Source organism: Rhodococcus sp. A14, from assembly GCF_011603105.1.
In the GTDB taxonomy this organism is placed as follows: Bacteria; Actinomycetota; Actinomycetes; order Mycobacteriales; family Mycobacteriaceae; genus Rhodococcus_F; species Rhodococcus_F opacus.
Window position 1 is genome coordinate 40914 of the sequence record NZ_JAAOQS010000059.1, and the last position, 14681, is coordinate 55594.

The window sequence follows — 14681 nt, forward strand, 5'->3', positions numbered from 1 at the left end:
CCCGATCATCCCACGGCGGTGATCCGGATGCTCGGCGAGACGGTCGCCGCGACGGCGTTCAGGCCGGTGCGGTCGCGACGGCGTCCAGGAGTCCGGGGAAGCGGGAGTCGATGTCGGATCTGCGCAGCTGAGCCATCCGCGAATTGCCGCGGTCGACCTGTGTGATCAGCCCGGCCTCGCGCAGGACCTGCGTCGTCATCGGACGATCCGATCGAGGGCGGCAGTCGAGGCGCTCACTCGTTGCAGGGTGACCCGGCCGTGTGCGATCTGCCGGCCCTCCTGCGCGAGAGTGACGGACAGGAACGACCTGGCGGGCGCAGATTTCCGCCTCCGCGACGGCCGCGCAATCTGTCGGCAACTCCAGCTCACCGAAGCTCTCGAAGACGGCGTCGCATCCCACGAGCACGAGCATTCGTGGCGACAACAGGCCGAACAATTCGTGCGCGGCGACGAGGGCGGTCTGACGCATCGCCTCGAAGATCAGTGCGCCCGGTACGTGGTCGAGCGGGTGATCGAACAGGCCCGGGTGGGCCTGATCGACCAGCACCTGGCTGCGCACGGTGTCGCCGTCGACCCCGATCCGGCTCAGCACCACGTTGTCGAACGAATGTCGAGCCACCTCCCGAGGCTCGACCCGCTCGTGCAACGGATGCGGACGGGCGGGATCGAGCTGCAGCGGTGCTCGACCCCTCTGCCGGAGGCGGTCCCACGCGTCGCCGGGCATCCACTGGATGGTCATGCTCATGGTGGCCGCGGCAGATCCGTCCAGCGCGAGTGTCATCGCGAGGGTGATTCCGACGATGTCGGCGCCCCGCCTCTTCTCGGCGGTGATCGTGGCATCCAGAACCCCCGCGGCGGGTGCGGGGCCCACTCTCACGGCGTCGAGGTCGACGACCTCGAGCGCTCCGGCGTTGAACACGAACTTGGCGTCGAGCGGAGCGTCGACGTGCCGATGCGAGATCAGGATGGACGCCTGCCGGAACGTTTCGAGCAGAAGCAGCGGATCATACTGTCGTACAACGACATTGTGATCGCTGTAGTAGCTGTGGACCCTGGGGAGCTGCACGCCGAGACGGAATCGTGGGTAGCTCTCGCAGATGATGTCGGTGAGGAAGACCTCGCAGATCGCGGCGTGGTGCACGTGCGCGCGGGGGATGGACGACGAATAGGACAGGGCCGGTTCCAGGACGGCGGTCATGTCGATTCCTTTCGTTGGCAGCGGAATTCGCACGGGTCGATGCCGCCGGACGACGACGGCGGTGATCAGTGGAATGCGGGACCCGGGCAGAACGGTGGTTCGCGCTGGATCGGAAGAACGCGGGCGAGCCCGCAGCGCAGAGGGCGAGGAGCTCGGGGTCTCGTCGCGGGCCGGGGATCCCGGTGGATGCGCACGATCAGTGAATACCGGGCGATCCGGAGCGTCAACAGATGTAATCCTGTGTTCACCGATCCCGTGACGGTGTTCGGCAGGCGAACGCGACAGTCGAAAATCGTTGACCTGCGGTATCGGTGACTCCGCGTACGAGTAACTTCCGCTGTCGCGTGGCAGGAGTCACAGCCCCGGTTCCGGATCGGGACAGAAATGTTACTGCCAGGTATGGCGTGTGGTAACCGGCGAGCGTAGAAGGCCGATGCTATGTTCCCCTCGCCGGGAGTGGCCGGAGTTGACGGAGGGGTCGGGGATGTCGAAGAGGTGGGTCGCGTCGGTCGCGGCAGTGGCGATCGGCTCGGGCATGATCGCCTATTCGAACCAGAACGCTGCCGTCGCGGAACCCGAACCGGTATCCAACGGCATACCCGGCAGCGGTCCCTGCGCAAGCGAGGTGTCGAACGAGACGCACTCACTGATACCGGAGAAGCTCGAGATCCCGATCCCGTACCCGAAGATCACGACGGTGCCGTATCCCGCTCCCGTCACGGAGCCCGTCCGCGTCTCGCAGGCGTTGCCCGCCGACACGTGCACCGATCCGTGCCCCGACCTCACGGACGAGACCGACCAGGCCCCGGGAAACCTGTCGAGCGTGCTGAACATCCCGGACGTCAGCGTGAAGTTCACACCCTTCCACTTCGGTATTCCCGTCCCGGGCGCCGACATCCAGTTGCCCCCGCCGCCGCCCCTCGTGCACCCCGCGACCGAGGAGGCGCCGCGCAGCGCGGCCCCGGCAACCCCGAAGATCGGCGACGTGACCCGCGTGGCCAAGGTGACCGGGTCCGGTTCGGTCAGCCGCACCGACAAGCGTTACCAGGTCAACGGCACCGACCTCGGCATCATGTGGGAGAGCGCCCCCGACCAGATCGCCGTCGCGTTCGGCGACACGGTCGGCAAGGGATTCCAGCCGCCCGGTGGCCAGGGCGGCGACTGGCGCAGCAACGTCCTCGGGTTCAGCTCCGACCGCAACCTGTCCGACGGCATGAGCCTCGACAGCATGGTCCAGGACAGCCGGTGCCACGCGGCGGAACTGCTCGACAGCCGCAAACTCGACAACATCGAGATCACCACCATCCCGACCTCGGGTTTCGCCGTCGGGAACCGGCAGTACATGAGCTACATGTCGATCCGCACCTGGAACAGCATCCCCGCCACGTGGTGGACGAACTACGGCGGCATCGCCTACTCGGACGACGGTGGATCGACGTGGACCAAGGACCCGTACGCGAAGTGGGACAACATCTTCGGGGTCACCAAGTTCCAGGTCGCGTCGATGGTCCCGGCCGGCGACTTCGTGTACATGTTCGGCACCCCCAACACGAGGCTCGGCGCCATCGGCCTGGCCCGCGTCCCGGCCGCCGATCTGCTGAACACGTCCGCGTACCAGTACTGGCAGAACGGCAACTGGACGCCCGTCGGTGGTTACACGGAGGCGACGCCGATCGTGGACGCCCCCGCCGCCGAACTGTCCGTGCGCTACGAGGAGGCCACCGGCAAGTGGCAGATGGCGTACCTCGACACGTCCAAGGCGGCCATCGTTCTCCGTGAGTCCGACTCGCCGCAGGGCGTCTGGTCCGACGGGGCGCCGATGGTCAGCGCCGTCGAGTACCCGGAACTGTACGGCGGCTTCATCCACCCGTGGTCGAGCGGCGACGATCTGTACTTCACCATGTCGACCTGGTCCGACTACAACGTCTTCCTCATGAAGGCGGATTTAGGCGGCTAGCGCCCGTGCGCGGTTGACGAGTCCAGGGACTCGCTAACCGCTCACGGGTGGCGGAGCCGCCTACAGCAGGCCGTGACGGGGCGGGACGGTGCCCGACAGTGTCCACCGGCCGATGTGCTGGATCTTCCACCGAGTGGGGTCGTGCAGGGTGTGGGTGCGGGCGTCGCGCCAGTACCGGGACAGATTGGACGTTTCCGACGCACTGCGGGTGCCGCCCAGTTCGAACAGCACGCTCGACGCCTCGAGTGACGCACGGGCGGCGGCGACCTTGGCTGCGGCGGCGTCGATCGAGGCGACCGCGGCAGCCTGCTCGTTCAGGTCGCGCCGGGCTGCGTCGATGCTGCGCGCACCCTCCCGGAGGAGTGCCGTCGCGGACCGGACGCTGACCGACGCCTCACCGGCCAGTTGGATCAGCAGGGGATCGTCGACGGCGTCGGTGACGCCCGCCTCGAAATAGGGCCTTGCCTGACGTGCAGTTCGCACGCCCTCGTTCAGGGCTGCTGCGGCGATCCCGGCGTCGATCGCGGCGTGCAGGATCTGGGCCTGCGACCCGTACGTGGTGGGTGCGTCGAAGATGGGAGAGAACGGCACGACGTGGAACGCGGGCACCCGGACTGCGTCCAGCGTGACGGTTCCGCTCGCCGTGGTCTTCTGCCCCATGCCGTCCCAGTCGTCGACGATCGACAGCCCGGCAGCGGTGCTCGGCAGGTAGGCGATGGCCTTGGTGGGTTTCCCTGCCGGCGTCGTCGTCCCCGGAAGGGTGGCCCGGACCGCGATCCAGTCGGCGAACAGTGCGCCCGTGCTGTAGAACTTGCGACCGTCGACGACGAAGTCACCACCCTGCTCGGTGAGCGTCGTGGCGTCGATGTCGATCGTCTTCGTTCCGCGCTCGCTCTGGGCGTTGGCGAACCGGCGCCCCGCGAGCACCTCGGAATAGAAGAATTCCTGCTGCGCCGGCGTGCCCTGGTGACGCAGCACCTCGAGGAACGTGTAGTGGCTGTGCGGGATCTGCGCGATGCTCGGATCGCCCTCGGCCAGGAGACGGAAGACTTCGGCGAGGGTTTCGGTCCGCGCGTCGACGCCACCGTGCTCGCGGGGAACACCGAGTGCGAGCAGTCCGGACGCGGCGAGAGCGCCCACCTGTTCGTAGGGAAGTTGCCGACCGGCATCGCGAGCTGCCGCCTCCTCGGCGAATTGTGCCGCGAGATCGGCGGCGACGGCGAGGGCTTCGGCCTCGTCACTGATGCGGTGGGCGTTCTGAACGGCGGTCATGCCTGATCTCCCGGTACGGCGGTCATGGCGTCGAACCTCACACGGACTCGCGAGCCGGGTGAAGGGTTGTGCGCGCAGTGATTGGAAGGGTGGGCGTGGGCTGCACGGGCGGGTTGCATGCTGGGTATGTCAACCGAACACATCGCTGAGCAGATCAAGTTCGCCTACTGGGTGCCCAACGTCAGTGGCGGGCTCGTCACGTCCGACATCGAACAGCGGACCAGCTGGGATTACGAGTACAACAAGAAGCTCGCCCAGACCGCCGAGAACAACGGTTTCGAGTACGCGCTCAGCCAGGTCCGGTACGAGGCCAGCTACGGGGCCGAGTTCCAGCACGAGTCGACCAGCTTCAGCCTCGCACTGCTGCTGGCCACCGAACGGTTGAAGGTCATCGCTGCCGTCCACCCGGGTCTGTGGCAGCCCGCGGTCCTGGCGAAGCTGGGGGCCACCGCCGACCACCTGTCGAACGGCCGGTTCGCCGTCAACGTCGTGAGCGGCTGGTTCAAGGACGAGTTCACCCACCTCGGGGAGCCGTGGCTCGAGCACGACGAGCGGTACCGGCGCAGCGCCGAGTTCCTGCAGGTGCTCCGCAAGATCTGGACCGAGGACGACGTCGACTTCCGTGGCGACTTCTACCGCATCCACGACTTCACCCTCGAGCCGAAGCCGCTGAACACGCCCGACCGTCCGAACCCCGAACTGTTCCAGGGTGGCAACTCCGCCGCCGCACGGCAGAACGCGGGCCGGTACTCCGACTGGTACTTCAGCAACGGCAAGGACTACGACGGCGTCACCGAGCAGATCGTCGACGTGCGACAGGTGGCCCGCGAGCACAACCGGGAAGTGAAGTTCGGGCTCAACGGATTCATCATCGCCCGCGACACCGAGAAGGAAGCACGCGACACCCTCCGCGAAATCATCGAGAAGGCGAACAAGCCCGCGGTCGAGGGATTCAGGTCCGCCGTCCAGCAGGCCGGCGCGTCCACCGCCGACAAGTCGGGGATGTGGGCCGACTCCACGTTCGAGGATCTCGTCCAGTACAACGACGGATTCCGCTCCCAGCTGATCGGGACGCCGGAGCAGATCGCCGAGCGCATCGTCGAATACCGCCGCCGCGGAGTCGACCTCATCCTGGGCGGCTTCCTGCACTTCCAGGAGGAGATCGAGTACTTCGGCGCCAACGTCCTGCCGCTGGTCCGCGAACTCGAGGCTTCCGAGAGGCTCGCGCCCGTGAGCGGTTAGCGAGTCCAGGGACTCGTCAACCACGCACGGGCGGCGGAGCCGCCTACAGGTGCCGGGCCAGCGCGCGACCCGCGGCCCGGCCGGAGAAGATGCAGCCGCCGAGGAAGGTGCCCTCGAGCGCGCTGTAACCGTGGACGCCGCCACCACCGAATCCGGCGACCTCACCGGCGGCGTAGAGACCCTCGAACGGTGTGCCGTCGGGCCTGATCACCTGCGAGTCGAGGTTGGTCTCGAGCCCGCCGAGGGTCTTGCGGGTGAGCAGGTGCAACCGGACCGCGATCAGCGGACCGTTCTTGGGATCGAGCAACTCGTGGGGGCTCACGACGCGGGTGATCTTGTCGGCCAGCAGGTTCCGTGCGTTGCGGATCGCCATGACCTGGAAATCCTTGGTGTAGCTGTTCTTCACCTCCCGGTCGCGGGCCACGATTTCGCGTTCGAGGTCCTCGTACTTCAGCGGTGCCTCCGGGGTGAGGGCATTCATGCCGTCGACGAGGTCACGGAGATTGTCGCGGACGACGAAGTCCGCACCGTGCTGTTTGAACGCCTCGACAGGACCGGGTGCGCCCTTCTTCAGGCGTTCGGCGAGCAGTTTGAAATCGCGGCCGGTGATGTCGGGGTTCTGCTCGGAGCCCGACAGCGCGAACTCCTTCTCGATGATCTTCTGGTCGAGGACGAACCACGTGTGGTGGTGGCCGCTGTTCATGATGTGGTCGAGGGTTCCCATGGTGTCGAAACCGGGGAAGTTCGGGCTGGGCAGGCGTTTGCCGTTGCCGTCGAACCACATCGACGACGGTCCGGGGATGATGCGGATGCCGTGGTTCGGCCAGATCGGGTCCCAGTTCTGGATGCCCTCGGTGTAGTGCCACATCCGGTCGCGGTTCACGATGTTGCCGCCAGCGTTCTCGGTGATCTCGAGCATGCGGCCGTCGACGTGCGCGGGGACGCCGGCGAGCATGTTCTCGGGAGCCTTGCCGAGGCGCGCGGGCCAGTTCTTCTTGACCAGTTCGGGATTGCCGCCGATGCCGCCGGACGTGACGACGACGGCCTGCGCGGAGAATTCGAACTCCCCGACCGCGGTCCGCGAACTTTTCACACCGCGTGCTTCGGTGGACGGTTCCAGGATTGTGCCGCGCACGCCGGTGGCGGCGCCGTCGGTGACGACGATCTCGTCGACCTGGTGACGATGCTTGAACGTGACGAGGCCCCGCTTCGACGCGGCCATCACGCGCGTGAGGAAGACTTCGACGACCCCCGGTCCGGTGCCCCAGGTGATGTGGAAGCGCGGGACGGAATTGCCCTGTCCGAGTGCGGATCCGCGTCCGCGTTCGGCCCACCCGACGTTCGGCATCAACCGCAGCCCGAGGTCGTGGAGGTAGTGCCGCTTCTCGCCTGCCGCGAACTCGACGTACGCCTGGGCCCACAGCCGCGGCCACTGATCTTCGCGGGCGCGATCGAATGCCGCAGTGCCCATCCAGTCCTGGATCGCCAGTTCGTACGAGTCCTTGATGCCGAGGCGCCGCTGTTCGGGGCTGTCGACGAGGAACAGGCCGCCGAGCGACCAGAAGGCCTGCCCGCCGAGATTCGCCGAACTCTCCTGGTCGACGACGAGCACCTTCCGGCCGGCCTTGACCATCTCGTAGGTGGCGACGAGTCCGGCCAATCCGGCGCCGACGACGATCACATCAGCCTGTTCGGTCACGAGGACCCCTCTTTCCGGTGTGTGTGGGTGTGGGTGGTGTCGGGTTCGGTGTACGCGGCCACGACGTGGGTGAACAGTTCGAGACGCAGTTCCCGGGCGGACGCGTCGTCGTCTTCGATGAGGCACTGGACGCTCGTGCCGTCGTGCAGGGCGACGAGCGCGCGGCCGAGCACCCGGGGATCGCCGACGACGCGGCGCCCGAGCCGGTGCAGCGCCTTCTCGAGGATCGGCACGATGGTCTCCAGAATCGTGTCCTCACGTGCTGCGAGGGCCTTCTTCAGCGACGGGTTGCGCAGGGCGTGGGCGGTGAATTCCGCGTTGATCCGGTACCACTGGTCGTCGACGGGGACGACTCCGAGCACCAGTTCGGTACCGGCGCGCAGTTTTTCGGCAGGCGTGAGCCCCGAGAGGTCGATGCTGGACGAGTCGGCGGCCAGCCGGATCTGTGCGAGCATCGCGCTGGAGCGCTGTTCCCACATGGCGAAGAACATCTCGTCCAGCGATGCGAAGTTGGAGTAGAAGGCGCCGCGGGTGTAACCACCGCGTTCGCAGATCTGCTCGACCGTCGACCGTCCGAAGCCGTTCTCCGCGAACACCTCGACCGCGGCGTCGAGCAGACGCCGACGCGTCTGGCCTCGCCGTTTCGTGACCCGGCGGGGTGTGTCGGTGGCAGGCTCGGAGGAGCGCGCCGGTGACGTCGGCATGGGCACTCCTCCGATCGGGTCGACAGCAGCCGTCGATACACTAGCGTATCGGATACACCAGTGTATCGAACTCGGCTGTCAGAGCCCGTTCGGAGAGTTCTGCGGTCTCAGAGGTAGAGGTCCTGCTTTCGGATGAGGGCCGTGGCCACGACGCTGACGACCGAGGTGGCGACGAGGTATCCGCAGGCCAGCCAGGGAGTTCCGCCGCCGGCCGCGATCAGGGCCGTGAGAATCATCGGCGTGACGCCGGAGGCGTAGATCCCGGAGAACTGGTACACCACGGACAGGCCGGTGTAGCGGATCTCGGTGGGATACAGGCTTGCGTACAGCGTCCCCTGCGCCCCGTAGAACAGCGCATGGACGACGCCGAACACGAGCACCATCGCCACACCGAACAGGATGAGATTCTCCGTGCCGAACAACCCGAATGCGGGGAAGACCGCGAGCCCGTAGGCCCCGATCCCGACGAGGTAGATCCTCTTGGCACCGTATCGGTCGACCAGCAGCCCGGAGAACGGCAGGAGCACGGCCATGACCGTCGCGGTGATCGTGACGACCAGGAGCACGGGAATCTTCGCCAACTCCAGATTCTTGGTGGCGTACGTGATCGCGAAGACGCCCCAGGTGTTGAACGCGGCGCGCTCACCCCAGCGAGAGAGCAGGCCGAGGACGGTGCCCCGGCGCACCCGGCCGCGAAACACGTCCTTCAGTGGAGCGGAGGAGCGCTTCGAGAGGTCGTGTACCTCCTGGAACGCCGGAGTCTCCTCGACCTTCAGCCGCACCATGAATCCGACGAACACGAGAATCAGGCTCAGCAGGAAGGCGATCCGCCACCCGTAGGAGAGGAACTGGGCGTCGTCGAAGATCACCTGCAACGCGGCGAAGACGCCGGTGCCCAGGGCCAGGCCCAGCGCCAGACCGATCTGGGGGATGCTGCCGAAGATGCCGCGCTTCTTCGCGGGACTGTGTTCGACGGCGAGCAGCACGGCGCCCGCCCATTCACCGCCCAGTGCGAACCCCTGCAGTATGCGCAGGAGGAGCAGCAGGATCGGCGCGACCACCCCGACCTGCGCAGCCGTGGGCAGCACACCCATCAGAGCGGTGGCGATGCCCATGATGAACATGGTGAGCGCGAGCGTCTTCTTGCGTCCGATGCGGTCGCCGATGTGGCCGAAGACGACTCCGCCGATCGGCCGGACCACGAAACCGACCGCGAACGTGGCGAACGCCAGCATGGTGCCGACGAACGAACTCTGATCGGGGAAGAACAGCTGGTTGAACACCAGGCTGGCAGCCGTCGCGTAGAGGAAGAAGTCGTACCACTCGACTGTCGTCCCCAGGAGGCTGGCGGCGACGACGGTGCGGAGCCGCTCGCGCCGCTCGAGGTCGGTTTCGGTCGAGGATGTGTACGGGGCGTCGGACAGCGTAGTCATAGCGCGGCGACCGTAACCCTGCTCGCTGCGGTCGGGCACGATTCCGAATCACGGTGATCGAAACCCTCGCGCTACGGCTTCGTCGTTGATGAACTGTCCAGCGCTGCCCATCTGTCGTCGACAAGAGGATCGCGCGTGTCTCTGCATTTCCACTGGTTCCTTCCCACCTACGGTGATTCCCGCAACCTGATGGCGGGTGGTCACGGGAGTTCCATGGCAGGAGACCGTCCGGCCACGCTGCGGTACCTCAATCAGATCGGCGCGGCGGCGGAGTCGAACGGCTTCGAATCGGTGCTGACGCCCACCGGCGCGTGGTGCGAAGACGCCTGGCTCACCACGGCCATGATGCTGGAGACCACGGAGACGTTGAAGTTCCTGGTCGCGCTGCGGCCGGGTCTGCTCAGTCCAACGCTGGCCGCGCAGATGGCGGCGACGTTCCAGTGGCAGTCGCAGGGGCGGCTGTTGCTCAACGTCGTCACCGGCGGTGAGGACCACGAGCAGCGCACCTACGGCGACTACCTCGACAAGAACCAGCGCTACGCCCGCTGCGGCGAGTTCCTCGACGTCATCCGGAAGCTGTGGGCGGGAACCGGACCGGTCGACTACGCAGGCGAATACATCCGGGTCGAGAACGCCCAGTTGCAGCGCATCCCCGACCCGGTGCCACCGATCTTCTTCGGCGGGTCGTCGCCGGCCGCGGGCACTGTGGCCTCCCAGTTCGCCGACACCTACCTCACCTGGGGTGAACCGCCGAGCGCCGTCGCCGGGAAGATCGCCTGGATCCGCGACCTCGCCGACGTCCAGGGCCGCACGCTCGATTACGGCATCCGGCTGCACGTGATCAGCCGCGACACGTCCGAGGAGGCGTGGGCCGAGGCCGACCGCCTGCTCTCCGCCCTCGACCCGGCGAGGGTCGAGCAGGCGCAGCAGAGCCTCGCCCGGTCGGGTTCCGAAGGTCAGCGTCGTATGCGGGAACTGCACGGCGGGGGAAGTGCCTACTCGAAGGACGCCGGAGCACGCGCCCTCGAGGTGGCCCCCAATCTGTGGTCCGGTGTCGGGTTGGTCCGCGGCGGCGCAGGCACCGCGCTGGTCGGCTCCCACGAGGAGGTCGCCGATCGCATCGCCGAGTACGCGGCGCTCGGGCTCGATCACTTCGTCCTCTCCGGCTACCCGCACCTCGAAGAGGCCTTCAACTTCGGCGAAGGGGTCCGGCCGATTCTCGAGCGCCGGGGGCTCGTGCAATCGCGCAGTCAGCGCCCCGGCGACCTGTCCGGGTCGACGGCGTTCCTGTCCTCGAGTCGGTAGCCACTGCCAGACTGGGGGCATGGCAGCAACTGCGCGAGTGCCGGGGGAACTGCTCCCGCACCTGCGCCGTGCCCGCGACCTCGCCGACCGTGACTACGCGCAACCGCTCGACCTCGGAGAACTCGCGGCGACGGCGGGGGTGTCGAAGTACCACTTCCTCCGTTGCTTCGCGGCGGTCTACGGCAGGACTCCGGGCGTGTATCTCGCGGAGCGTCGCGTCGAGCGCGCCCAGGACCTGCTGCGGGCGACGAACCTGACGGTCACCGAGATCTGCCACCTCGTCGGGTACACCAGCGTCGGGTCGTTCAGTGCCAAGTTCCGTCAGCTGGTCGGCACGTCACCGTCGGTGTACCAGGCGAAGTTCGCCGAGCACGGGGCGCCGCGTATCCCCGGCTGCTACGTGTTCATGCACGGGCTGAGCGATCGAAATGCCGCAATTTCCGAGAAGCGCGGGCCGTCGCGCCGGACATAGGTTGGTCGCATGATCACCAACGTTTCTCTCGTCACCCTGTGGGTCACCGACCAGGACGACGCGAAGAAGTTCTACATCGACACGCTCGGTTTCGCCGAGGGCACCGACGTCACGATGGGCGACGGGTTCCGGTGGGTGACGATCCTGCACCCCGACCACCCGGAACTCGAGGTCACGCTCATGAAGCCCGGGCCGCCGCTCGACGCCGACATGGCGGAGGCGATCCGCCGGTCGCTGGCCGCGGGAACGATGGGCGGATTCGGGCTGACCACCACCGACTGCCATCAGACGTACGAGGATCTGGTCGCCAAGGGTGTCGAATTCACCCAGCCACCGGCCGAACGTCCTTACGGCATCGAGGCGGTGATGCGGGACAACTCCGGCAACTGGCTGGTGCTGGTGGAAAAGCGTGAGTACACCGGAGAAGGCTTCCCGCACTGAGCGATAGGGGTCAGCGCGCCCGGTGACGTCGCACGGCGTCCCGGTTCGCGCACTTCGGTGAGCAGTACCGCTGACGGCCGTTGCGGGACGTGTCGGCGTAGATGGCGGTGCATTCCTCGAGTGCGCAGCGGCCGAGTCGGTGCATGCCGCGGCCGACGAGATGCAGTGCGGTGCCGACCGAGAAGAGCGCCTCGAGTACGCCCGCCAGCGACTGCTGGTCGTCGCGGTAGTGGAGGTGCCAGCCGTCGCCGGCGTGGTTGGTCAGTCGCGGGTAGGCGGATGCCTTCGTGAGCATGAGGTTCACCTGTTCGGCCCGGGCTTCGTTGCTGGTGGTGTCCGCGATCGACGACCACCGGTCGAGCATCGCGAGCACGTCGGCGAGGTCGTCGTCGGTGACGGGGAAGTCGACGACGATGCCGGCATCGACGCACCGGTCGACGAGTTCGCCGGTCGAGTCGGGCGGGTGATTGGCAAGGTCGGCGGCGAGGGTGACCGCGTATTCGCCGTAAGGGTTGAGATGCACAATGCCATTACATCACGCTGGGTGCATGAGTGAACATCACGAACACGACTGGCAGGAAGTATCTCGGCATCGGACGAGCACGGGAGTCGTCACGTACCTCGGCTGTTCGTGCGGGCGGTGGCAGTTATCGCTGGTCGAGGCCTCGCTAGAGGAATCTAGCCATATCTACGTCTGATCGCAGATGTGAATAGATTTGTCTACGAACCTCCGCGTGCCGGGTCGAGGGTCTGGCGTTTTCGGCACGAGGCGCACATAATCACCACGTGAGCCAAGTTACTGTTACTCCGAGTTCACCCATCCTTGCCCAATCGGGCGGAGAGGGTGGCGGTGCGGCGTTCGATCAGATCATCGGAATCTCGGTGGCGACGGCGATCATCACCGTGGGTCTGCTGTGGATCGCGTACCTGCACCGCACACGCAAGATCACGTGGCTGCAGACGACCGCCGACACGGCGGCGCGCGCGCTCGACCGGCCCCCGTGGGTGGCACTGCCCCTGGTGACGTTCGTCGGGACCATCCTGACGGCGTTCTTCGGTTTCATCTGGGACGTCAGCCTGCACATCGGGCGAGGCCGCGACGACGGGCCGCTCGCGAACCCCGCGCACTACTTCATCCTCGTCGGACTCTTCCTGCTGTTCATCACGGGAATGCTGGCGATGATCCTGCCGCGCGACGAGAAACCCGGTCCGGCGGCGATCAAGATCACCCGCACCTGGTACGTCCCGGTCGGCGGGGTCCTGGTGGCCGGGGCGGGGCTGTACGCCCTCATCGGGTTCCCGCTCGACGACGTCTGGCATCGCATCTTCGGTCAGGACGTCACGCTGTGGGGGCCGACGCACCTGATGCTGATCGGCGGTGCGGGACTGTCGCTGATCGGCGTCCTGCTCCTGGACTACGAGGGCCGGATGGCCACCCCCGGTGACACGAAGCAGGACAGCAGGCTGATCTGGTTCCTGCGGTGCGGCACGTTCGGTGGCCTGCTCATCGGCCTGTCCGTCTTCCAGATCGAATACGACTTCGGCGTCGAACAGTTTCGCCTCGTCCTGCAACCGATGATGATCGCCGGCGCGGCCGCGTTCACCCTGGTGGCGGCGCGCATCGTTCTCGGACCCTTCGCGGCGATCGTGGCCGTGGCGGTGGCCGGCGTCGTGCGTGCGATCACGGCACTGATGGTGGGACCGGTTCTCGGCGCCCCCACGAACGTGTTCGAACTGTGCCTCGGCGCCGCGGTACTGATCGAACTGCTCGCCCTGACACCGCTGATCAAGAATCGGGTGGCCTTCGGTGCCGTCGGCGGACTCCTCGTCGCGACGGTCGGGCTGTGGCTCGAGTCGCTGTGGATCGACGCCGTGTACATCTACCCCTGGCCCATCAGTATGTGGCCGGAGGCGCTGGCCATGGCCGTGCCCGTGGGCATCGCGGCCGGGGCGTGCGGCGCCCTGCTCGGGCGGGTGCTCCGATCCGAGGGGCTTCCGCGTCCCGCGATCAGCCGCACCATCGTCGTCGCCACGGTCGTGGTGATCGCCGGTGCCACCGCCAACGGACTCGTCGCGACCGTCCCGGAGAACGCCACGGCGACAATCGCTCTCACGGAGGCCGCGCCGGACGGCGGCCGGATGGTCGACGCGGAGGTGCGCATCGACCCACCCGATCTCGCCGGCGACGATCCCGCCTGGGTGTCCATTCTGTCGTGGCAGGGTGGCCCCGGACTGGGCAACGGATTCACGGTCGACCGACTCGAACGCACCGGGCCCGGCACCTACCGAACTCACGAACCGGTGCCGGTCCACGGAACGTGGAAGACGTTGCTGCGCGTGCAGGACGGGCGCACGATGACGGCCGTCCCGATCTACCTGCCCAGCGACCCGGGCATCGGCGCCGAGGAACTCCCCGCCGTCGCGTCCTCGACCCGCGACTTCGTCCCGGAAATCACGATCCTGCAGCGGGAGCGGAACTTCGATCACCCGTCCTGGCTGTTCGGTGCCGCGTCGCTGGTCGTGCTTGTGTGCACTCTCGCGCTGATCACCGCGCTGGCCTGGGGAGCGGGCCGGATCAGCAAGTACACGCAGGGTCAGGCGGCCACCGGCACCCGTGAGGACGTGACGGTGACATGAATCCGGTGAACGACCCGGACATCGTCTTCCTCGCCGATCATTCGGTGCTGCTGGCGATTCCCGCGTTCGTCCCTGCGTTCCTGGTGGCCGGCCTGGTCATCTACCTGGCGGTCCGGGACCGCAAGGCGGAAGCCGCCGAGAATGCCGAGAGTGCGAAACACGGCCCGAGTGAGAAAGACGAGGAGAATTAAAGATGTTTCGGTAATTGAGTGAGTGCCGATCATAGGGGAAGCCCGGTGTGGTCGAGGAAGCTGTGGCACAGGTCGTAGTTCGAGCCGATCCGGGTCAGGCCGGTCTCGGTCGCGATGCGGACCTCGTCGA

13 protein-coding genes are annotated in these 14681 nt (G+C 66.9%); 7 read left to right on the forward strand and 6 right to left on the reverse strand.

Features of this window, described 5'->3' with window-relative positions:
- Window positions 1-58 precede the first annotated feature (58 nt).
- Window positions 59-1198 carry a ScbA/BarX family gamma-butyrolactone biosynthesis protein gene (locus G9373_RS26805; protein ID WP_240960740.1) on the reverse strand — a complete coding sequence of 380 codons (1140 nt, stop codon included), beginning with the start codon at window positions 1196-1198 and terminating at the stop codon, window positions 59-61.
- Window positions 1199-1682: 484 nt separating this feature from the next.
- Here G9373_RS26805 and G9373_RS26810 point away from each other — a divergent pair, with 484 nt between their 5' ends.
- Entirely contained in the window at window positions 1683-3155 is a 1473-nt protein-coding gene (locus tag G9373_RS26810) for a DUF4185 domain-containing protein (protein ID WP_054246675.1), read from the forward strand.
- Window positions 3156-3215: 60 nt separating this feature from the next.
- Here G9373_RS26810 and G9373_RS26815 read toward each other — a convergent pair whose 3' ends face one another.
- Entirely contained in the window at window positions 3216-4427 is a 1212-nt protein-coding gene (locus tag G9373_RS26815; protein ID WP_054246676.1) for an SfnB family sulfur acquisition oxidoreductase, read from the reverse strand.
- A 126-nt stretch (window positions 4428-4553) separates the two neighbouring features.
- Here G9373_RS26815 and sfnG point away from each other — a divergent pair, with 126 nt between their 5' ends.
- Window positions 4554-5669 carry a dimethylsulfone monooxygenase SfnG gene (sfnG, locus tag G9373_RS26820; protein ID WP_061698559.1) on the forward strand — a complete coding sequence of 372 codons (1116 nt, stop codon included), beginning with the start codon at window positions 4554-4556 and terminating at the stop codon, window positions 5667-5669.
- 43 nt (window positions 5670-5712) lie between these two features.
- Here the strand turns inward: sfnG and G9373_RS26825 are convergent, their stop codons facing one another.
- The 3 genes from G9373_RS26825 to G9373_RS26835 form a co-directional block, all read right to left on the reverse strand.
- The gene (locus G9373_RS26825; protein WP_005569963.1) at window positions 5713-7368 is read right to left on the reverse strand and encodes an FAD-binding dehydrogenase; all 1656 of its coding nucleotides are present in this window, start codon (window positions 7366-7368) and stop codon (window positions 5713-5715) included.
- Entirely contained in the window at window positions 7365-8072 is a 708-nt protein-coding gene (locus G9373_RS26830; protein ID WP_025433230.1) for a TetR/AcrR family transcriptional regulator, read from the reverse strand. Before G9373_RS26830 ends, G9373_RS26825 begins: the two co-directional genes overlap by 4 nt.
- Before the next feature lie 107 nt (window positions 8073-8179).
- Window positions 8180-9505 (reverse strand): MFS transporter, encoded by a 1326-nt coding sequence (locus G9373_RS26835; RefSeq protein ID WP_167117584.1) that lies wholly within the window; start codon window positions 9503-9505, stop codon window positions 8180-8182.
- Window positions 9506-9640: 135 nt separating this feature from the next.
- Between G9373_RS26835 and G9373_RS26840 the strand changes: the two genes are divergently transcribed.
- Genes G9373_RS26840 through G9373_RS26850 form a run of 3 tightly spaced genes read left to right on the forward strand, consistent with a single transcriptional unit; the run spans window position 9641 to window position 11723 of the window.
- Entirely contained in the window at window positions 9641-10810 is a 1170-nt protein-coding gene (locus G9373_RS26840) for an LLM class flavin-dependent oxidoreductase (RefSeq protein WP_167117587.1), read from the forward strand.
- 19 nt (window positions 10811-10829) lie between these two features.
- The gene (locus G9373_RS26845) at window positions 10830-11282 is read left to right on the forward strand and encodes an AraC family transcriptional regulator (RefSeq protein ID WP_167117591.1); all 453 of its coding nucleotides are present in this window, start codon (window positions 10830-10832) and stop codon (window positions 11280-11282) included.
- A 9-nt stretch (window positions 11283-11291) separates the two neighbouring features.
- Window positions 11292-11723, forward strand: coding sequence for a VOC family protein (locus tag G9373_RS26850; protein WP_120660430.1), 432 nt, complete (start codon window positions 11292-11294; stop codon window positions 11721-11723).
- Window positions 11724-11733: 10 nt separating this feature from the next.
- Here G9373_RS26850 and G9373_RS26855 read toward each other — a convergent pair whose 3' ends face one another.
- A complete protein-coding gene (locus G9373_RS26855; protein WP_167117594.1) occupies window positions 11734-12246 on the reverse strand; it encodes a CGNR zinc finger domain-containing protein in 513 nt (170 codons plus the stop codon).
- A 263-nt stretch (window positions 12247-12509) separates the two neighbouring features.
- Between G9373_RS26855 and G9373_RS26860 the strand changes: the two genes are divergently transcribed.
- Together G9373_RS26860 and G9373_RS26865 are read left to right on the forward strand one after the other, a co-directional pair.
- A complete protein-coding gene (locus G9373_RS26860) occupies window positions 12510-14360 on the forward strand; it encodes a hypothetical protein (RefSeq protein ID WP_167117597.1) in 1851 nt (616 codons plus the stop codon).
- Window positions 14357-14551, forward strand: a complete 195-nt coding sequence (locus G9373_RS26865) for a hypothetical protein (protein ID WP_005258831.1) — start codon at window positions 14357-14359, stop codon at window positions 14549-14551. The genes G9373_RS26860 and G9373_RS26865 overlap by 4 nt, the downstream gene beginning before the upstream one ends.
- Window positions 14552-14681: the final 130 nt, after the last annotated feature.